The sequence below is a fragment of the Bacillus sp. XB1 genome (assembly GCF_053557995.1).
This window is the reverse complement of record NZ_JBNRIL010000002.1, coordinates 1,114,507-1,137,662: the sequence shown is the minus strand read 5'-3', so window position 1 is coordinate 1,137,662 and position 23,156 is coordinate 1,114,507. Positions and strand designations below refer to the sequence as shown.

The following is a 23,156-nucleotide window of genomic DNA, read 5'->3' as shown; positions in this document are numbered from 1 at the left end:
CCAAAAGTAGCTATTTAGCTACTTTTGGGACAACCTCTTTTCTAATACAAACGACATACATAGGATGAATATACACAATATTATCAGGATGGTGCGCTTTGTTTCTCCTTTAGAATAACACAAAATACCTCATTTTTGATTAATAACCCCAAATTATAAAACTTTATCAACATTAAAATATTTCATTTAAAGTAAACGAACAAAAATAAACTCAACGAAATATTCACTTATAGGATTAGCATGGATAATTCATGTTTTTACATTAAAAAATAACCTATTGATTTAATATATTTATTAGATCAATAGATTATTTTTTTAATAGTTTATTTTTCAATAACCTGTATCTTTATTTTTCCCACCTATTATTAAAATATCACTACCCTCTAGCATTTCTTCTGGTGGAATATTATTTAGAATCATCTTTCATCTCTCCCTAATATTAATATTTAATACATACAAAAAACTAATTATTTAAAAGTTTATTAATATTAAATTTACTGTATACTTTTAATTAATCCTTCAATTTTTAGTTTTATAAGGATACATTTTTACTAAAAAGACTAATGTGACTATAAACTTTATTTCTTAGATTTTTTTGCTATATAAGCATAATGGTGTGTATTAGACCAATGATTCATATTAGAAGGGTAAATGTTAATTATTTCTACGTCAAAACCTTGGTTTCTTAATAATGCCTCGTCTTTATTTTTATGTCGGTATAAAGAGTAATATTTTACTTTTAAGTGCTCTGAATATTGATTCACCTCGACATCTTCTTCTACCCCTGATTGTTGTTTAACAATTAAATAGCCATTGTCAGCTAGCATATGTTTACAATTATTATAAATATTCTCTATTATCTTATCACTCTTAATATACTGAAGCACACCTATTATAAGAATTACATCATATTTTTTATCATCACGATATTCTGAAATATCTCCTACTATAGTTTCAAAGTTTTTCCCACCTTTTGAGAATTTCAATAAACCAGGCTGCTTATCAACTCCACGTATATAAGACGCATAAGGTATTAATTCATTTGTTAAAGTACATGTACCACATCCAAGATCTAATATTCTTGCATTATTAGGAAGATATTGTTTTACCAACGCTACATCATAAGATAAGCTATCATCTTCTCTAAATTGTGTTGCAAGGCGTGCATCTTCAATCTTAGCTCTCCCTTCCCAAAACTCGTCAACAATTTTATTTTCTTCCATAAAAAACACTCCTCTTATTTTTTATATATAAATACCTTTATTTTGAAATAAAAGTTTATACTTCATATTTTCCTAAAACTATACATCAGTAATTTCTATACATATCAAAACTTATTAGAAGTCATCTTTAGTAAATTAAAATCCATGTTTTTATTTAATCTAAATTATCTAAGATAATCTTTTTAACAAAGAATCATGACACTGTGTAATCATCCTTAAGCAATATATCTTCAAAAAATTCATATATTCTTCTTTTGTAAAGAATATAAACCAAAGAAGACATCCCTTAGGTACTGCTTATAAATGGAATATCAATTCGGATATCACGTTGATCATTGGGTGGTTTCAGGAACCTTTGTGTTTTTCTCTTGGATTGTAAGTGCTTAATCCAAGCATCAAGCATCAGTTCTCCATCTTTCCATTGAGTAACTTCGGAAAAGACAGTATAACCGTCTCCTTCACCACTAGCCATAAAATCAGTAGTTGTGATAGTAAAAATGTCCTTTGAAAATTCTCCATCAACATAAATAGGTGTGCTATCCCAAAGTTTTATTTTAATAAATCGGTCACCTATTGCCCTACTTCCATCCCATTCTACTTTTAAACCAGAAAACTGCATTGCTGGTAGTCCAGTGTACTTGTCCGGTACTTCCAATACCTTTTTTAATTGCATCGCATTCATTTTCCCTATTCGATTATAATTACCTAAGGGGAGGATTGAATATAAATCCTTATATGTAACCGGACCCGCTTTTTCAATTTCCGCTCGTATCGTTCCAACATTTACAAATGCTATATCCGTCTTTTCATGCTCACGCATTGCGTCTGCAATAAGATCACCCAATGGGTTTACACCATCACGCGGAATATTTCCATTTATTTCATAACGATAGGAATGACCCCATATAGGTTCTATCGTTTCCGTAATTACATTGTTCATTTTAGCTTCTAGTCTTTTTTTGTGCTTCTTTACAATTGAACAAACAACTGAGTCCCCATCCGTTAATTTGGTATGAGTCTCAACTAAATTCATTTTTGAAAAAACCACAGATTGCTTATTAGAATCAAAGAACAATTGTATATGTCCAAGAGCTTGCGTCATAGATTCTGCTATAATCACAGGAATATCATTTATTTTCTTTGTAAATCTTTGGTGAACATGACCCCCAATAATTGCATCTACACTTCCACGCTGCAAACTACCTGCTAAATCCACTAGTTCTCCTTGATCTGCTTCAGTCACATCCATTTTTAGTTTAATTCCCTGATGTGACAGAATTATTATTATTTGACAACCCTGTTCGCGTAATTGGCCGACGATCTCTTGTGCAATAATTGCAGGCTCTATAAATTTTAGTCCTTCAATGTATTTACTTTTTGTTGTCGTTACAGTTTCTGTCGTTACTAAGCCCATAATTCCTACCTTTAGTTCATCACGCTCTAATATGATATACGGTTTAGACCAAGGTACTTTCTGTCCAGTTATAGAATCTACTATATTTGCTGCTAAAATAGGCACCTTTGATTGTTTGATATTGTTTATTAACGTCTCAATTCCAAAATCAAAATCATGGTTGCCAAGAACAGAGGCATCATATTGTAAACTCTCCATAATTTGAAGAATCAGCTCGCCATTTGAAGAATTTGACAACAACGTCCCTTGCCAAGCATCTCCTCCATCTAAGACAAACGTAGCATTAGGGTTGAGTTTACGTCGTTCATTAATGAGTCCTCCAATAGTCTCCATGCCACCTAACTGAATTTGGTTTTGATTATCAAACATAACCTCAGTTTTACCATGAATATCATTTGTAGTGAACAAGTCGATAACCTTAAATGTGAAATATTTCAATATTTCTACTGCCTCACTCATTGCTATTTTAATATGAGGATTATAAATCTTGTCAGGGCTGAGAGGATATATCCCTCTTAATAAAACATATCCTACATACGGACGTGCAAATTCTGATATACGATTTGAATCAATAAAATAATTTAAAATCTTACTACTAACATCAGGCTTTTGTCCTTTATGAAGAGTACTAGCTACCAGTACCGCCATTCCTTCTCTTGTAACCCAATCATTTGTTTTAACACCAATTTTTACACATTCTTCTTTAAGCCAAGCTTCCTCACAAAATTTACTTTTTTCAATCATACTTATTACATCTTTGTACTTTAAAGTCTGTTTCAAAAGCTCACTATCCAACTTCGTGCCCTGGGGTAAAAAACCATTTTGCACAGCAAGTAGGAGATCAAAATTCTCCATCTCAATCATTCCTTATCTACAAAAATTCAACTTCCTTCTCCTAATCATTTTCTATCTCCCAAACTGTTCATACGAATATTGAGGAAACATAATTAGGGGGGGTAAACATTGAGATAACGAGTACCCTCTTAAAAATTTTCTTAAAAATGACAATGGTGTATTCTCTTTTTTATCTATTAAGCTATCAAATACCATTTTCTTGCTTATTAGTCTTAAAGATTTATTTTATTTCGTTTTTTAAACGCTACTTTGCGTTACAACATCTACAGGCTTTTGTGCATGATATCGTCTTAATACATTGTGATAAAGAAGGATAGATATAACTCCTAATAAAATGAAGAAAACACTCATGCCCCAATATGGCATAATAGCCCCAATACTTACTGATAATGGAGCTATTAATGAAGCTCCCCGATACGACAAGTTATTTACAGCCATATATGAACTTCGATTTTCCGACGGTGTGATATCCGCTAATACTGATTGTTTTATTGTTACATAAGTCAATTCACCTAATGTAACAAACACCATAACAAACAGTAGTGCCCACGGGCTGTTACTATAAGCTAAGAAACCATATCCAAATGTATAGACTAGTAAACCCGTAAATAATACAAATCGGTCACTTAACCGTTTAATTGCCCAACTAACAAAAACTCCAAAAATTAAAACAGTTAAAGTGTTTACGATATAAATTAATGAATATACCTGATATCCATCAACCGAAAAGGAATAATCTCCAAATCTAAATAAAGATTGGGTATCAATCTTTTCAACCAAACGAACAGAAAGATAATTACTAGCTTGAATTTCAATAGACATTTCAAGGAAAGAAGCTAGCATAAACAAAGCAAATGTAGTATCTCTAATAACAGTTTTGTAGTTATACCATAATTCTTTGAAAACATTAGCTTTTGGTTTTTCATCCGTATCCCTTTTATCCAATGTTTCACTAATGAAAAATTGAAGGAAAATTAATGATAGTAATGATGCTCCCGTCAAGCCCAACATTAACTCCACTTTATGGCTTTTAAAAAGAATTCCTCCTACCATCATTCCTAATAGCAATGCAATATTGTTTGACCAATAATCAAAACTAAAAATAAATTTACGATTTTCTTTAGTACTAACATCAATTAACATGGCTTGCCCTGCCGGCTTACCAAGTCCACTACAAACTCCCACAATTATCAACATAACTAATACTATAATAGGAGATTCTATCCATGGGGATATGGCCAATGTCATAATGATATATGCCAAAAAACGTACATATTCAGCTATTAACATAATAAACCTTCGACCATAGCGATCTGCCGAATAGCCACCATAGAAATTACTCAGCACTGTCCCCATCGCTACACATGCCATAGCAATTCCTCCTAACATTGCCCCCCATTGTTGAACAAAATATATAATCATAAATGGCATAACCATATTTCCTGCAATACGTGAAATCAATTGCTCAATCAAACGAAGTTTTATATTTCTATGCAACTCACTGAATACCAATTTAATTCTCCCTTCAAATCAAAACTTTATATTTCCTAATTATGTTAATAAAAGATTATACACTTCTTCAATTTCTTCATCTGTAAGACCTTCGAAATCTAATTCTTCTACTTCAAAAGCACCCATCTCTTCTTCAAATTCATGATTTGTCATTTTTAGTTCTAAATCTTCTACTTCTTTAATTTCTATCGCTAATTTTTCTATTGTAGGCTTTTCAAAAAACACATGCATTGGGATATCTTGTAGGAACCTTTCCTTAATTCTTGAAATAATTCTAATTGCTAATAAAGAGTGCCCACCCATTTCAAAAAAGTTATCTCTTAATCCAATGTTATCCATCTTTAATACTTCAGAGAAAATTTGACGAATTTCTTCTTCTCTCTCGGTAAATGGACGAGAGAATGCCTCTTCAGATTTTTTTTCTTTCTTTGGCACTGGTAATGCCTGTTTATCCACTTTTCCACTTGGATTAAGAGGAAGAGAATCAAGTTGCATGTAGTAGTTAGGAATCATGTAAGATGGCAATATATTTCTACATAAAGAATTAAGCTCGTGTACAGTTGGAATTCTATTTGAATCAGCAACAAAATAGATAACTAAAGAATGTTCCTGGTCTACATTTTTTATTGTCGCTACAGCTTGTTTTATATCAGGATGGCCAAGTAATACATTTTCTAGTTCTCCTAGTTCAATGCGATATCCACGTAGCTTAACTTGTTGATCAATCCGGCCCAGATATTCAATTTCTCCTGTTTTTAGGCGTCTTACTAAATCTCCCGTTTTATAAAACTTTTTGCATAAAACTCCTTGAATTTCATGTAATACAAATTTTTCAGAAGTTAATTCTGGACGGTTTAAATAACCTAAAGCTAGCCCATCACCACTAATCCATAACTCTCCTGAAACCCCTATAGGAACAGGCATACCATACTTATCCATTACATGTAGTTGCATATTATCAATAGCATTACCAATCGGAACGATTTTCTGATTACTATTACGTTGACAAACCCAAAAACTTGCATCAATACATGTTTCAGTGGGTCCATAAAGATTGATTAATTCAGCTTGCATACATGAAAAAAATCGTTCTTGTAAAGCCAATGGTAAAGGTTCCCCGCCACAAAATACATACTTGAGACTAGTACATTCTCTAATTTCATCTTCCTCCATGATTAGTTGCAGCATAGTTGGAACTAATTGCAGAACTGTGATTGAATTCATACGTATGGATTTAATTAGCTCTTTGGGATTAGTATGAAGGTTTGGCAGTGCCATAACCAATTCTGCTCCATTTAACAGAGGTGCGAAGAATTCCCATATAGACGCATCGAAACTAAAAGGGGTTTTTTGTAAGATACGATCCCCCTGTTGCATAGGAAACTCATTTTGCATCCATATCATATGATTAAGAATAGCTCTGTGTGGTATTATTACACCTTTTGGTTTTCCTGTTGAACCAGATGTATAAATTACATATGCAGGATCTTCAGGCTTAATTATTCTATTTACCTTCTCTACTATACTTTCTGGTAACCTTTCATCTAATTCATCAACAACTATCGTTTCCCAATCTCCCTGACTCAAATTTGACTTCAGCTTCTTTGTAGTTAATAAAGCAGCTGACTTTGAGTCATTTAACATATAAGAAATTCGATCTTCTGGATATCCTGGATCGATTGGAACATATGCATGTCCTGCCTTGAGCACAGCTAATATTGAGACAACCATTTCTATAGAGCGTTCCATGTAAATGCCTATTAATAAGTTACTTTCTGAAACTCTACTCATTAAAACATGTGCTAACATATCTACTTGTTCATTTAGTTCCAAATAAGATAATGTTTTATTTTCAAATGAAAGAGCGGATGCATGCGGATTTTCTTGCACTTGTTTTTCGAATAATTGAAGCACATTTTGATACGGTGAACGAACTATAGCTTTCGAATTCCACAATTCCAGTTGGTATTTTTCCTCTTCTGTTAAAATAGATATTTCATTAATCTTAATTTCTGGGTTTAAGAGAAAGCCCGTTAATAACTGTTTCCAATGTTGCGCTAACCGCTCTATTGTTTCTTGCTTAAATAATTGACTATCGTACTCAAATCTTCCAGTTAATTTCCCCTCGTTCTCGTCTACCAATAATGACAAATCAAACTTAGACGTTCCATTATCTATGTTAATTACTTCAGACTTGATATTCTGTAAATCCCATTGATCCATATTATTATTTTGTAGTACAAATGCCACTTGGAATAATGGATTATAGTTTAATCTACGCTCAGGTCGTAAATGTTTAACTAACGACTCAAAACGTATATCTTGATTTGCTGCTGCTTCTATAGTAGTTTGATTAACACGTTCAAGAAGTTCAGAAAAACTATTGTTTCCCTTTAAATTTGCACGTAAAACTACAGTATTTACAAAATAACCTATTTGTGATTCCCACTCAAGAAGATTTCTCCCTGCAAAATGTGTCCCTATTAAAAAATCTTCTTGTTTTGAATAACGTGCTAATAATACTTGAAAAGCGGTAAGCAATACATTATAAACAGTTGTATTTTTACTTTTAGCAAATTCTTTTATCTTTTTACTTAATTCCCTATTTAGTGGTAAGTCGTAAGTGCCACCTTGATAAGTTTGAATCTTTGGTCTTTGGAAGTCTGTTGGTAGCTCTAATAAATAAGGTACATCTTCTAATTTTTTTTTCCAGTAAGCAAGTTGATTTTCCCACTTGTTAAGTTGATTCTTTTCATTTTGCCATACTGCAAAATCAGCATATTGATGTTTTAATGAAATAAGATTTGGTTGCTTTGATTCACATAATAAATCATAAAATTTTGAAATCTCTTCACTAATAATTCCCATTGACCATCCATCGGTAACAAAATGTGGTAGAACCAATAATAATAAACTTTCTTCTGTAGAACGGTGGAAAATGTACACTCGAAGCAAAGGACCCTGATACAAATTAAAAGGTTCTCTTGCCTTCTCTCTCATAATAGATATACTATCTTCTTCAAATGCTTGTTTGGTTTTATGCTTATCTACGAAATCAAACTCTTCCCATTCAAAATCACAATGATCTTGTACCTTTTGCCAATACTGTTCTTCTTGAACTACTATCGTACGTAATATCTGATGCCTTTGTACAAGTAAAGAAAAACTATCTTGTAAAGCTTTCAAGTTTAATGGACCGTTTAAACGAATAACGTTAAAAACGTTATATGTTCCTAGATTAGGATACATCTGGTCCATTATTAACATCTGTTCTTGTGGTAATGATAATGGAATCTTATCTTCTCCTGAAACATTTAGTATAACCAATTCTTCTTTACTAGTCTTTGAATGAATAAGTTGTTCGATTTTCTCTGCTAATCCTTGAATTGTTCCCGGTTCGAAAAAATACTGGATTGAAATTTCAATTCCAAAACACTCTTTAACACGTGAAATAATTCGTGTCGCGATTAAGGAGTGTCCACCCATTTCAAAGAAACGCTCATTGATTGGAATATCTTCAATAAAAAGAAATTCCCCCCAAATATCTGCCAGTATTTTCTCTGTTTGAGTCAATGATTCAAAAGATTTTTTATTTTTCTTTTCTCCATTAGTCAATGGAAATTTATTTCTATCTATCTTCCCGTTTTCATTTAATGGAAATTCTTCCATTTGAATAAAACGAGCGGGAATCATATATATAGGAAGTTTTTTTTCTAAGTAACTTCTTATATCATTACTATTTAATTCATGATGAGAATCATAAATTAAATAAGCAATTAACTGCTTATCAAACTCTCCAAAATCTTTAGCATCAACAACTACATTCTTAATCCCGGGATATTGCCTTAAACATGATTCAACTTCACCGAGCTCTATTCGATAACCTCGAATTTTAACTTGTGAATCGATTCTTCCTAAAAACTCTAAATTCCCATTTGGCAATTGTCTTACTAAATCTCCAGTACGATAAAGTTTACCTAACTGGGTTCCAAAAGGGTTCGAAACAAATTTTTCTGCAGTTAACTCTTTTCGATTTAAATACCCTAGGGCTACCCCATCTCCACCTGTATATAATTCACCTGCTGTTCCATTATTGACTGGTTGCATATTCTCATTCAAAATATATACTTGGGTCTTAGATATAGGCTTTCCAATAGGCACTCTCGTTCCAACTTGAGATTCTTCCTCCATTACATAACAAGTTGTAAAAGTCGTATTTTCTGTAGGACCATAACCATTAATAACTCGAATTCCTGGAAATGCATTTAATACCTTTTTTACATGTACTGCCGAAAGTACGTCTCCTCCAGCCAATAAATATCGTAGAGATTGTAAGTCTTCCATATGGTTCTCTACCATTTGATGAAATAATCCCGCAGTCAACCAAAGAGTTGTGATACTCTTTTGTTTAATAACCCGCCCAAGTTCTTCTAGTGAAGAGAGTTGTGTCGGAAAAAGCACTAAACGAGCACCATTTAATAAGCTTCCCCAAATTTCAAAAGTTGCGGCATCAAAAGAAATAGAAGAAAATTGCAAAAAGACTTCACTTTTGGAAAAATTAATGTATTTTTGATTTTTAACCAATCGAACTATACCTCTATGAGATAACATTACTCCTTTAGGTTTTCCAGTTGATCCAGAAGTATAATTGACGTATGCTAAGTCGTCAGAGTTCCCTTCTATTTGTGGGTGTTGATCACCTTCTCTTTGAAAAAAAGACTCTGTTCCATCCATATACAATAACTGGCCTCTAAAAGTATCAAGAGGAAGGTTCTGTGTTTCTAACATAGTTAGAATTATAGATAGTTTCCCATCTTCTATCATAAAATTTAAACGCTCGTTAGGATAAGAAGGATCAAGAGGAAGATAAGCAGCTCCCGCTTTTAAAATACCGATTATGCCAACAATCATTTCAAGCGAACGGTTCATACATACACCAACTAACATCCCACTTTTAACTCCCCGTTTAAGTAGTCCGTTTGCTACTTGATTAGCTTGTTGATTTAATTGACGATAAGTAAGCGATTTCCCCTGAAACTCTACAGCTATTTCATCAGCATTTCTCCTTACTTCTTTTTCAAAAATTTCATGTACTCTTTGATGGGACAATATAATCTTCCTTTCTAAATAATACTTATTTCTCATTTAACACTTCAGAAATTTTCTCCATAATTTTAGTAGCTACCATTTGAACATACGGCTCCTCGACAAGTTCATGATGTAAAGCATCCAGTGAATATATCTCCATTGGCTTTGAAACTATTTCATTCCATCCCATTGATGAATTATCTTTTTCTCTTTGTGAACGGAAGAAAAGAAATTCACCGTGATACTGATCATTTGGTTTCTGATATAGTTTCCATGCTGTTAGATGCTTAACGTATACTGAAAGTACTCGTTTCAGCTGTATAACATCCATATCCACGCGATAATAATTAGCTGTTTTTCCAATATCAAGAATAAATTTTACTTTCTCATCACCATATAACTTATTCATTTCTTGAATTTGATTTTCACTTAATTGAATACGATCCTTTACATATTCCAAAATCAACTCTGCTTCATCTATTTCATTGACTGCATCAGAAAAAGGGGTAAGGAAAGTATCTAATAATGCAATTGAACCTACTTTATCTCCTGATTTTTGTAACTGTATCGCCATCTCAAAAGCGATACTACCACCAAGGCTATGTCCAACTAAGAAATATGGACCTTTAGGCTGAATTTTCTTTATTTCATTAATATAATGTTCTGCCATCTCTTTTATAGAACTAAAGTCCCCAAATGGATTGGAAATTTGCACCCCATATACTGAGCATTCATTGCCTAAAATCCTTGTTAAGTGTCTATATCTAAAGCAGTATCCACCAACTTGATGAATAAGGTATATCGGTGTTTTACCCTTATTCTCCTTAAGTGCAATTATTGGTGGCTGATCTGTAAAATTTACTCCCTTTCGAATAAGGGCTGCCATCTCTTCAATTGTTGCGTTTTGAAGCATATCTGTTAGTGGTATCTCTTTTCCAAATTGTTTCTTTATCTTAGCTTGCAATTGAATCAGTGTAAGAGAGTGTCCACCAATTTCAAAAAAATTATGTTTCAAATTAATCGAGTATGGCTGTTGTAAAACACTTTGCCAAATACGTTGCATTTCAAACTCAAAACTATCGCGAGGTATACTTCCTTCCTCATCTGTCATGTCTATTTGTTCATGAATTTCATATTTTTCAAGAGCAGAACGATTTAATTTCCCATTTACAGTTTGCGGTAATGAATCTAACCAAACAAAAGTTGATGGAATCATATGAATAGGCAATACTTTCTTTAAGTAATTTCGAATTAACTGTGTATCTGTTCGATTTTTTTCAGCAGCTACCAGAAAAGCAACTAATTTCTTGCTACATTTCCCATCATCTTTAGCAATAACAGCTGCGTCTTCTATCAAAGGATGACTTAATAGAACAGAATTTACCTCTCCCAACTCAATGCGGAATCCACGAATTTTTACTTGGTGATCGATACGTCCCAAATATTCGAGACTTCCATCCACTAAATAACGGGCCAAGTCACCTGTTTTATACAACTTTTCATCTAATCGATTACTATATGGATGGATAATAAAACGCTCTGCTGTTAATTCTGGCCGATTTAGATATTCCCTTGCTAAGCCTGCACCACCAACATAAATCTCACCTGCTACACCAATTGGCACAGGTTCTAAACTTTCATTTAAAATATAAACCTCTAAATCTGGGATTTTTTCTCCAATATTACTTTGGAATCCTTTTTCTAAATCTTCCATCCTAATACGACGATATGTTACATGTACAGTTGTTTCTGTAATGCCATACATATTCACTAGGCTAGGAGACTCATCCCCATGCCTTTCAAACCATGGTCGTAGACTTTGAAAATCTAATGCTTCGCCTCCAAAGATAATTTGTCTTAAGGCCAATGCATTTTGTCTATCTACTTGTTTTTCATCCTCACGAATTAATTGTTGAAATGCAGATGGTGTCTGATTAAGTATAGTTACCTGTTCTTGGCATAATAATTTATAAAATGCTTCTGGAGAGCGACTAACTAAATAAGGAACAACCACTAGACGTCCTCCAAAACAGAGTGCCCCAAAAATTTCCCAAACCGAGAAATCAAATGCATAAGAATGAAATAAGGTCCATACATCATTATTATTAAATTGAAACCAGCCTTGGGTAGAATCGAACAACCGGACTACATTTTGATGTGAAATAACAACACCTTTTGGCTTTCCTGTAGAACCTGACGTATAGATGACATATGCCGCATTACCTGACAATACATTAACTTTAGGATTCTCATTAGATTCCTTTGAAATTTCGTTCCAGTCACCATCTAAATAAATAGGGTGTACTTTTGAAAGTTCCGGTTCATTATCCATATCCTTCTGTGTTAATAAAATTGATGCCTGTGCATCTTCTAATATGTAATTTATACGTTCTTTTGGATAAGCTGGATCAATTGGTACATACACTCCTCCGGCCTTCAAAATACCTAATATTCCAACAATTACGTTTGATGAACGCTCTAAGCAAATGCCTACAAATTTCTCAGGACCTATCCCTCTTTTTTGTAAATAATATGCAAGTTGATTTGCTCGCTGATTTAGTTCCCTATAAGTAATTTGAATGCCTTCGCATACAATTGCCACAGAGTCTGGTTGTTGAGCAACCTGCTCTTCAAATAATTCTTGTAATGTTGTTTGTCTTTCAATTCCTGATATCATAGATTCACATGCTGTTAACATTTTTTGACGTTCTTCTTGAGTTAAAATTTCTAATGCTGAAATTTTTTCCTCTGGATTTTTAATAATAGATTCTAATAAAACTATAAAATGATTTGTCATTCGAGAAATAGTAGACTCGTCAAATAAATTAGTATTATATTCAAAAAAGCCCTTTACTTCATCATCTTCCTGTTCTTCTAGTAACAAAGATAAATCAAATTTCGAAACTCCATTTGTAATTACCTCTGGATAAAGCGTCATTTCCGAAAAAGTAATAGGAGATAGAACTGCTTTATTTAGTGTAAACATGCTCTGAAAAAGAGGATTATAACTTGGATTCCGCTCAGGCTTTATTTCTGCTACAAGTCGTTCAAAAGGAAGTTCACTATTAGAAAAGTCATCCAATACACCTTTCCGAACATTTTGAATCAACTCTATAAAGCTTTGTTCTTTTCTACACTGCGTACGTATTACTAAAGAATTCACAAAAAATCCTATCAGAGATTCTGTTTCAAGTTTGCTTCGTCCAGAAACTGGAGTTCCTATCAAAATATCTTGCTGACCGGTATATCGGTAAAGTAGAGTATTAAATGCTGAGAGCAGTACCATATACAAGGTTGCATTTTGATTATTAGCAATTTCTTTTAATTTAATCGTTAATGATTTTGGTATTGATAGATAATGACATGAACCCTCATAGGTTTGTACTGCACCCCTTGGGCGATCCATAGGAAGGTTTAGTATCTCCGGAGCTCCCTTTAACTTTTCTTGCCAATATTTTAACTGGTTATTAAACTGAGCACCTTGACTCCAATGTTGTTGCCAATTTACATAATCTGAATACTGCCAAGTTAATTTCGGTAACTTAGCTGGAACCCCATTTAAAATTGAATCGTATACAGAATGAATTTCATTCATTAAATTTACGCCTGACCAAGCATCAGAAATTATGTGATGGAAGACCATAATGATACGATGTTCTTCTTTATTTAATTTTATGACAGTTATTCGAAATAGGGGAGCTTGACTAAAATCAAATGCAAAATTTGCTTCTCGTTCTATAATTTCATTAACTGTTTTTTCTTTCTCAGAATGAGGTAATTCTTCTAAATCTATGAACGGTATTGAAATTTTGACATCTTGAAGTATCATTTGTACTGGTTTACCATTTACATTTACAAATTTTGTTCTTAAGGATTCATGTCTAGCTACAATTTCATTGATTGATTTCTCAAATATTCTAAAATGAAATTTACCAGTAGAACGAATTGAATATGGAATGTTATACGTTTTCCCACCCAATTCCAAAGTATGTAAAAACCAAAGACGTTGTTGTGCAGATGAAAGATGTTTTACCTTTTTATTACTGCCTTTAGAAAAAAACAACTCTTTTAATTTTTCTCGTTTTTGATCCATTGTATGTTCCATCATATCTATACTCCTTGACATTAATAGGTTAACCGCATCAATTATCTGACCGTAAAACTTACTGTTATACCTTATTTCTTTAAAAGAACAAACACATAACTTTTTTTGTGATTAAATTATTGTATTTCGAATTTAAGTTGTGCTCTTTGAAAATCTAATTCATCATCAATTTCAACCCAAGATAAATCTCCTATATCAATCACTTTTGGTTTCCAACCTTGAAGTAAATATTCTTGAAATGCCCTTTCATAATAGTCATTTAGCATTCCTTCTTTAATCATTTTATCCAAATAATAAAAGATTTCAGTTACATCCTTTGTTGTAATCCTGCATAAACCTATTGACTCGCCTTCCCCCTCAAAAATACTAATTTCTTTAGAAAGCTTATTTATAAAACCATTTTCATTACGTGTAAACTTCATTGCCTCTGCATCTAATTTGGATTGCATATCAACTGCTACTAAACTAGTTTCTTTAGAAGTATTATCTCCGTAGACAATTCTCTTTAATATAGTTGTATCCAATACAAGATCACCATCACATAAAACAAATGCATTTTTTATTACATCTTTTGCACACCATAAAGAATATCCATTATTTGTTTTATAAAAATTCGGATTATGAACCGCTCTTATACGTAATCCGTTTTCTCTTTGGTTCCATCCATCTATAAATTCGTTTATAGTCTCACTCATATATCCTGTTAAAACAATGATATCTGTAAATTCTCCGGTTTCTTCAGCTTGTTCGAGTAATCTTTCCAAAATAGTCTTGCCATCAATCTCTATTAAGCATTTAGGCCTTTCCTTAGTCAGGTCTCCTAATCTTGAACCCAATCCTGCTACTAAAACAACAAAATGCATTTTTACCTACTCCCTGTAATCTGTAAGTTTTGTGAATGAATAACACCCTCTAACAAATCTAAAAATCTTATTAAATGTTGTTCTGTAATATGTCCAATGTTAGCAATTTGGAAAGCTTTTTCAAAATATGGACCCTTTCCACGGTAAACTACAAAATTTTGTTCTTTCAAATACCTGTGAAATCCTTCTACATCCCAATCCTCTGGATAATACACTGTTGTTAACACACGGGACATATACTTTTCAGGTATTACAAATGACATCCCTAAATTTTTTAATCTGGCTCGTATTATGGATGCAAATTTACCATACCTTTGAATCCGCTTTACTATCGAATCACTTAATAGTTCATCTAATGCTGTTTCTAATGCAAAAAACAATGATACTGCCGGTGTATTAGGTGTTTGTTGCTTTAATTCTTCAAATTGATAAATATTATATAAATCCAAATATCGCGTACGAGCTGGAGTACCTTTTAATGCCTCAAAAGCAGCCTTTTTCCCACATATAAAAGATAATCCGGGCAAAGATGCCAGTGCCTTATTTGCAGATGCTGTACAAAATGTAATTTTTGCTTTTTCCACAGACAACTCTTCTGCTCCTATAGAGGAAACTGCATCTACCAGAAAATCAACTTTTAATTCATTCAAAAGCTCACCTATTAAATAAATAGGATTCAACATACCAGATGAGGTTTCATGATGTACCATCATAACTGCATCTATTTTCGTTTTCTCGATAATATTTTTAACATATTCAATATCAATTGGATTTCCCCATCCAAAATCTACAGGGATCACATTGACCTTATGACATTTTGCAATATCAACAAGTCTATCCCCAAATTCACCATTTGTTAAAATTGCTATCTTTTTATCTGGCCCATATGAAGAAAGGAGGCTTTCATTCGCAGTTGTACCTGAACCTGTTAAGACAACACTTGTATAATTTAATGAATCCACATCAAAAACTACATTTAACTTCTTTCTAATTCTTGTTAGAAGTTCCACAAATTCATTTTCACGATGACCAATATCAGTATGCATTAAAGATTGTTTAACACGTTTTGAGACCATTACCGGACCTGGGCAAAGTAATATTTGCTCTGATATGCCTGATGTCTCACCATTTGTGACAAAAGGGGGTGCTACTTGGATATAATGATTAACTAAATCATTCGTACCCTCGTCTACTATATCAATTTTTTTAAAAGTAAATGAACTAATATTACTCATGCGGCAAATAGCATCTTGATAGTGATAGTGAAGTTGTGTTTTTTTTTGTAAAATAACTTTAAGTGTAGCAAAAAATACATTAGAGGTCTGACTATCAAATTTAGTAATCCCTATATATTTGCCAATCGATTGACTCAATTCAAGTGACTTATTCAGAATAACTCTATTTCCTTCTATCCCCAATTTAAGTTCTTCTTTTGAAAAAATAGACTTATCCTTATAAAACAAAGCTGGACCTTTTGTATTAATCAATTGTTGCATAGCTTGATCACTTAATATAGTTTCTCCATCTATCAATAAAAAGGATTTTCCTCTTAATTGTTTGACTGCTGCTAATACAGACATTGCATTACCCGTGTAATTACAGTTATGATTAAATACAAATTTAACTCTAGGTATTTGGCTAATCGAGCGAACGAGTTTAATTATTTGATCAGCTTCGTATCCTACGGCTAAAATAACTTCTTCAACCTTTAATTGTCCTAATTGTTTTAACATTCTTTCCAGCACTGTATGCGCACCAATTGAAACCGAAGAATTTTGGGCGCTATGTGTTATAGAAGATAATCGACTCTCGTTTCCCTCAGTTAATATAAACGCTTTCACAATTTAATCCTCCAAAATGATTAATACTCTTATCTCTCTACTAGACAGTTATGTAAACACGCTACGTTTTTTCTTAGAAACCTAAATCAATTTAAATTTCTAAATTAGTTAGTAATATTATTATATATACATCTAAAATTCCTCATTCAATAATCCTAGATTTGAATATATAAAATAATCAGACAATTAAACCTATCATAATATATAACTAACAAAGATTTATAACGCTTAAAGGATATTGGTCCTAAATGCAACAATTATTCATTCTACATAACTTACCAGAAAATCCCTAAATGTTACATGAATTAATTTTATAGGGAAAAAATGAAATGTCAATCGTTTATTCAAAAAAATTCCAAAAATCACTATTTATCACTATTTAAAATTAATTAAAAATTTCAAGCCTGATTGTAGCAAAAAAACACACGCATTGGAAATAATTTGAAAAATATGCAAAATTGCATATTTGTATATTTTTTCAAAAATTTATAATATAATAATTTGAAGTTATTTTAATAATTAAAAATTCCATATAATTTAAAATATAGGTGATTAATATTTTGGGAGGTATTATAAATGGGTGAATGGCTAACAGTATTTGATCAACAAGGAAAAAAAGTTGGAAAGAAATTACGTGATGATATTCATCGTGATGGAGATTTGCATGAAACGTTTCATTGCTGGTTACTAGAACCAAAAAAAGAAAGCATTTACCTGTACTTTCAATTAAGAGCATATGACAAAAAGGATTTCCCTGGTATATGGGATATTACAGCGGCTGGCCACATTATGCATAATGAAGATATATTAACAGCTGGTCTTCGAGAAGTAGAGGAAGAATTAGGACTTCGTTTCTGTGAAACAGACCTTGTATATACAGGTATTTATAGAATAAATAATGAACATCCCCCTCTTATTGACCGTGAAATGTGTCATATGTACTTTCATATTGTCACAGAACCACTTCCTTTTGCACCTGGCGATGAGGTTGAGGATATTCTAAAAATTGAGGCTACTTCTTTGTTAGAACTTTTAAAGGGAGAGCAATCATCTCTTACAGGTATTTCAGTACTATCTAAAGTAAAAGAACCAATTGTCTTAACTAAAGAAGATTTTTACCCTTATGATATTGCATATTATGACTTTGTTGTAAGACAAGCTATTGATTTAATAAAAGCTTAGCTATTGATGTTGTTATTAAGCAGATTGCATTTTTTATATAGTAATAATGATTCTTCAATGTTAAATAATTATAAAGTTATCTCCCATTCTACTAAGAGTTAATCATGAATTAATAAAAAAAGACACTCTTACAGGTGTCTTTTTTATTATAAAAATGCTGAAAGTAGCGATTCAAATTTCATGATTTTCAATTTTCCTGCTCATCATTCTCAATGTAGCAATGAACCCTTCTAGACTAAGGTCTGTTCCTTTAGGATATGTAATTGAATATATATATTGACCAAATATTACGGAAGCTGTACAATATTGAGAAAAGTTTTGATGATAACTATATACAATACCATTACTAATCTCAATTTTATTAATTTCATAGATTTCTAAAGAAGTTGTAAGACCCGTCTTTAGAATTTTCGATAAAGATTCCTTAGCAGTCCAGAAAAGAGTATATATAACCTCATCAGGATATGATAGTAGCGTAGTTAATCTCTTTTCTCCCACTGTCATTTGGGCTTCCAATGTATCTTTGTTATCAATGCTTATTCTTTCAATATCAATTCCCATAGGTGCTTCTTCTGAGAAAGCAATTGCAACTCCAAAACTATCACAATGACTTATACTTACTTGCACATTCATTAAACTAGAATGTTTTACAATTGGTTGATTGAAAATCCCTGAAGTAATTTGTATTTCATGCAATCTTTCATTTTTAATAGATGCTGAAATAGCCATTTTAGCCGCGTATCTACCTGCTAAATAGCTTTCCACCCTTTTTTCAAACTTAAGCGTAAGAAAGTATGCTCTTTCATTTAAATGCAAATATTTTACTGTTTCTAAGTATTGATTAATTGATGAAGAATAACAAATGCACACATTCGTTTTATACAGCTTATTTTTTTGTTTTAAAACTAATTCACTCGTAAATGACTGAGGAAGTCGGTTTTCAAAGCTTTCTTTCTTCTCTTCAAAAGATCTTTCAATCATACAAAGCCACCTTTAACCCCAAATTTTCCCAACAAAATACACACAACAACAAATTCCGCATGATTATATCATAGTTTTCTTAATAACCAAAGAAATTCTCCCTTCCAAAAGAAACCGTTCAGTCTCTTGTTTGCAATAAAAAGTTGAGAAACTACAGTATTAAAACTCAAAAAAATAACCAACCTGTAAAATCACGTGTTTTAATTAAAGTGAAATATTCCAGTTGTATCGAAGTACATTTGCGAGACAATCTACACTCCTCTACAAATATTTCTATTTTGGAAAGCATAAATGATGTACAAGAACAAATAATTTCAGCTTTAGGCATTCATGATATAAGACTAAAATTGCTACAAGATTCCCACTGTTTTTTATACGGACATGATGGTACAATCCGAGAATTTTGCTATGGAGAATCAGAACCAATCAATTTAGATTCCGGCCACTTAGACCAAGACTTCTTAAAACTCACTCTAGACTCCACTCCAGATATTACTTTTGATGTAAGTATCCCATCACCATCAACTTATTTTGAAGAATCCCCAAAGCGATAAAAATGAACTTCTTTCTATAAATGACACAATTTTTTCGTTTTAAAGCATTATAAAATTTAAACTTGATAACGACGGGGTATCGCCACACATCCATCAACTTAAAGATTCGTTGTAGTTTTAAAATAAAGATTGATTAAAAAAGTACGAATGGATAATTTTCTCCAGTTATAGAATGGTCTTTAATGATTATAAGTATTATTTTAAACATTACTGCAGTGATAGGTTTATCACTACACGTTTTTGTATACCAACCTATGAAAAGATTTGAAACGAATTTAAAAGAGACCTTCAAATAAAATAATTATAATTGAGGTAACACCACATCGCTATCGAGCTAAAAAATGTAGCCATAAAAAGAAAAAACACGCTATTCTTTCTGTAGAATCATAGGAAAGGATGGCGTTTTTTATGTTTGTTTCTGTGTCTGATGAATTACAACTATTTGCCCAAGAGATTCAAAGTTTTTTATCTCCAAATACCTTACGGAATCTTGCTAGAGATGTTGGTTGCGTACAACAAACCAATAAGTAGCAAGCAAAAGATTTAATAATTTTATGTGTATGGGTAAGCCAAAATGTAGCTATGACTTCTTTAACTCAATTATCTAGCTGTTTAGAAGCATCAACAGCAGTACTTATCAGTCCTGAGGGACTGAATCAACGATTTAATAAGGCGGCCGTCCAACTTTTACAACACCTACTAGCCGAACTATTAAGCAAAAAATTGACCTCATCTATGCCAATTTCTTCTCCATATACTTCTGTTTTCAAGCGTATTCGTATTTTAGATTCAACTGCATTTCAACTTCCAGATCCTTTTTCATCCGTTTATCCAGGTGCGGGGGGATGCAGCCATACAGCGGGAGTAAAGATTCAGCTTGAGTATGATTTATTAAGTGGACAGTTCCTTCATATTCATACGGGTCCAGGGAAACAAAATGTAATTAAGACATACTTCATAAATATACCAACTTTTTTAGAGGTTGTTTTTTTGCATAATTTCATGCAAAATGACGGAGTATTTTTTTCCTAACAATGGGATACAACACAAAGCCCCCCTATTGTGGTGTTTATAAATTTTTTAAATAAATTCTGGTACATGAAATTATAAAAACTAAGTTATCCCTTTACTTTTCTTCTAAAATTCATATAGCATTCTATATGAATCTTATGTTATTATAGAGATAGAAAATTTGTTTCCATTGTTTATACTCTATTGTACGTAGCGTGAAGGACAAACCTTACGCCCAGTTAACTCGGGCTAGGTTTGTCTTTTTTTTACTTTAAGGAGGAATTTACTATGAAAAAAGTCTACAAAATTGGAGCAGTTATAACAACTTTATGTGTTATTGGTATAACGATCTTTACTTTAACTAAAAATGAATCAGTCAAAACAGAAACCATAACACCAGAAAAAACAATTGTATCTGCTGCCAATGTAAAAGAAACACCTGAAAATATAAAAGATATTTCAAAAGATGAATTAAAGCAAAAGATACAATCCGATGAAGAGTTCATTGCGTATTACTATCAACCTACCTGTCATTTTTGTAAAAAAGCTGCACCAGATATAAATGGTATGTCAAAAAAGCATGATAGAACCATCTATCGTATTGATATCTCTACACCAGAAAATCAAAGTGCCTTTCAAGAGTTCGACATTCCAGGTACTCCAGTTGTTGTAGCTTATAACAGGGGTGAAGAAGTTGAACGTCTAGAAGGAGCCGTGTCAGCTGCTACATATGATGGATTCTTTGCAAGACGTAATTCGAGCGCTATCTAGTATAGTGCTCGTTTTTCTTTGTACGAAAGGAGAATTAACATGCAACAAAGCACTCGTATTCATTCTTTAGACATAATAAGAGGTATTGCCATACTATGTATCTTATTTGCTAATCTACCTACTATGACGGGACTTGATCCCTTTAATCAAGTAGGGTACTCCGGTACAGATAAAGTAATTCGTTTTTTAGTAGATTTGTTTATACAAGCAAAGTTCTACACTATTTTCGCATTCTTATTTGGAGTAGGATTTTATATCTTTATGAAGAGTACAAAAGCCAAAGGATATCCCATGTATAGGCTATTTACCCGGAGACTGTGTATTTTACTAGTCTTCGGTTTACTCCACTTCACCTTTCTATGGTATGGAGATATTCTACATGCGTATGCTATAGCTGGATTTATTCTATTGTTCTTTTATAATCGATCTACTAAGCTTATTTTTATAGCTGGTTGTAGTTTCCTAACGGTTAGTTACGTATTACATATTATTGTATTTTCACGAGCAGGTTCTTCTATTCCTGAAGTGCCAACTTACTATCAATATATGTTTACAGGCAATACTATCAACCACACGGTAAATCTATTTACACATTATTTATATCAAGTAAAAGCACGTTTGCTTTTTCTGATGATAGAGGAACCCCAACAACTACTAATTGGGATTCCGGAATATATAGGCTTATTTTTAATCGGTTTATGGGCTGGTAAGAAAGATATTTTTAAAAGGGTACCGGAATTATTAAAGCACATTATATTTTTACAGTGGAGCTCGTTATGCATTTCATGTCTTCTCTCTTGTCCCATTATCTACTACTTTATAAAAAAGGATGTCTATTACTCTTACGATATACAACTATGGATTCTATTTGGAGGGAAAATGCTAGCTATATTCTATATTTGTACCCTACTTAGAATTTGTGAGAATAAAAATTATAGAGAGTGGCTGTACCCCTTTATGAACGTAGGTAAGTATGCTTTAACGAATTACATTAGCCAAAGTATACTAACGCTTGTCATTCTTTCGTTGTACTTTAAAGATGTCTCACACATATATTACTGGCAACTATGTACCTTCGGGATTTTAATTATCCTTGCCCAAATTATATTCAACTCAATTTGGAGTAAATATTTCCGCTATGGTCCTATTGAGTGGATATGGAGAAAAGGAATTTATAAAAAATAGCCTATTTTTCTCCATTTACATGCAATTAACTGGAAAAACGATAAAATGTTATATTAAATGTTAAAGATATATTTGTGGCTTTGAGATTATGTTATTAAAATTACATTGGTTCAAGACGAATGACGGCACCTTAGGGTGTCTTTCTTTATAGAATTTAGTATTAACATGTATAACAAATTGTACGTGTTAATCTGCCGCCTTATTATCCTATAAAAGAAAAAATTTAAATCCCATAGATATCTATCTTATAGTTAATTACATACATCAATCCATGATATAATTATATCTATATATTTAATTTAAAGGGTGATAATAATGAATTTATACACAAATAAGCAAAAAATAGTATCCCTTATAATTGCTTCATTTATCTTTTTCAGTTTTGTATTAACGGGTATATACAATGTTATAAAATCAAATTTCTTTTACGTAAATTTAGCAGGTTTAATCCTCAACAGTTTCATGTTATTTGTAGCAGCTAAAGCATTAATGAAACAGATTAAAGAATAAGTATATAACAATGATAAAATAAATTTAAGCTTATTTGAAGTATCGACACATCACAGTCAAG

12 protein-coding genes and 1 pseudogene are annotated in these 23,156 nt (G+C 32.2%); 5 read left to right on the top strand and 8 right to left on the bottom strand.

Annotated features, from left to right (window positions below; translation table 11 throughout):
- Positions 1-578: 578 nt before the first annotated feature.
- The 7 genes from ACK1U5_RS21145 to ACK1U5_RS21115 all read right to left on the bottom strand — a co-directional run bounded on the left by ACK1U5_RS21145 (position 579) and on the right by ACK1U5_RS21115 (position 16,901).
- Complete coding sequence (locus ACK1U5_RS21145) at positions 579-1,223, bottom strand: class I SAM-dependent methyltransferase (RefSeq protein ID WP_048568745.1); 645 nt, start codon at positions 1,221-1,223, stop codon at positions 579-581.
- 286 nt (positions 1,224-1,509) lie between these two features.
- Positions 1,510-3,492, bottom strand: a complete 1,983-nt coding sequence (locus tag ACK1U5_RS21140; protein ID WP_162200569.1) for a bifunctional metallophosphatase/5'-nucleotidase — start codon at positions 3,490-3,492, stop codon at positions 1,510-1,512.
- Positions 3,493-3,729: 237 nt separating this feature from the next.
- Positions 3,730-5,004, bottom strand: a complete 1,275-nt coding sequence (locus ACK1U5_RS21135; protein WP_048568743.1) for an MDR family MFS transporter — start codon at positions 5,002-5,004, stop codon at positions 3,730-3,732.
- A 39-nt stretch (positions 5,005-5,043) separates the two neighbouring features.
- Positions 5,044-10,149 carry a non-ribosomal peptide synthetase gene (locus ACK1U5_RS21130; RefSeq protein WP_080481938.1) on the bottom strand — a complete coding sequence of 1,702 codons (5,106 nt, stop codon included), beginning with the start codon at positions 10,147-10,149 and terminating at the stop codon, positions 5,044-5,046.
- Positions 10,139-14,197 (bottom strand): non-ribosomal peptide synthetase, encoded by a 4,059-nt coding sequence (locus ACK1U5_RS21125; protein WP_053078844.1) that lies wholly within the window; start codon positions 14,195-14,197, stop codon positions 10,139-10,141. Before ACK1U5_RS21125 ends, ACK1U5_RS21130 begins: the two co-directional genes overlap by 11 nt.
- A gap of 116 nt (positions 14,198-14,313) precedes the next feature.
- Positions 14,314-15,060, bottom strand: a complete 747-nt coding sequence (locus ACK1U5_RS21120) for a phosphocholine cytidylyltransferase family protein (RefSeq protein ID WP_048568741.1) — start codon at positions 15,058-15,060, stop codon at positions 14,314-14,316.
- A 2-nt stretch (positions 15,061-15,062) separates the two neighbouring features.
- On the bottom strand, positions 15,063-16,901 hold the full coding sequence (locus tag ACK1U5_RS21115; RefSeq protein ID WP_048568740.1) for an aminotransferase class V-fold PLP-dependent enzyme: 1,839 nt from the start codon (positions 16,899-16,901) through the stop codon (positions 15,063-15,065).
- A gap of 576 nt (positions 16,902-17,477) precedes the next feature.
- Here ACK1U5_RS21115 and ACK1U5_RS21110 point away from each other — a divergent pair.
- Complete coding sequence (locus tag ACK1U5_RS21110; RefSeq protein ID WP_048568739.1) at positions 17,478-18,083, top strand: NUDIX hydrolase; 606 nt, start codon at positions 17,478-17,480, stop codon at positions 18,081-18,083.
- A gap of 171 nt (positions 18,084-18,254) precedes the next feature.
- On the opposite strand, the gene ACK1U5_RS21105 is transcribed toward ACK1U5_RS21110, so the two are convergent.
- The gene (locus tag ACK1U5_RS21105; RefSeq protein ID WP_048568738.1) at positions 18,255-19,064 is read right to left on the bottom strand and encodes a 4'-phosphopantetheinyl transferase family protein; all 810 of its coding nucleotides are present in this window, start codon (positions 19,062-19,064) and stop codon (positions 18,255-18,257) included.
- A 962-nt stretch (positions 19,065-20,026) separates the two neighbouring features.
- Between ACK1U5_RS21105 and ACK1U5_RS21100 the strand changes: the two are divergent.
- From ACK1U5_RS21100 to ACK1U5_RS21085, 4 genes and pseudogenes are all read left to right on the top strand, one after another.
- Positions 20,027-20,557: pseudogene (locus tag ACK1U5_RS21100) on the top strand (IS4 family transposase); the annotation flags it as partial.
- Between the two features lie 360 nt (positions 20,558-20,917).
- Complete coding sequence (locus ACK1U5_RS21095) at positions 20,918-21,400, top strand: thioredoxin family protein (RefSeq protein ID WP_069604779.1); 483 nt, start codon at positions 20,918-20,920, stop codon at positions 21,398-21,400.
- Between the two features lie 39 nt (positions 21,401-21,439).
- Positions 21,440-22,585: a DUF418 domain-containing protein gene (locus tag ACK1U5_RS21090; RefSeq protein WP_048568736.1), complete on the top strand. Its 1,146-nt coding sequence runs from the start codon at positions 21,440-21,442 to the stop codon at positions 22,583-22,585.
- A gap of 315 nt (positions 22,586-22,900) precedes the next feature.
- Complete coding sequence (locus ACK1U5_RS21085) at positions 22,901-23,095, top strand: hypothetical protein (protein WP_048568735.1); 195 nt, start codon at positions 22,901-22,903, stop codon at positions 23,093-23,095.
- Positions 23,096-23,156: the final 61 nt, after the last annotated feature.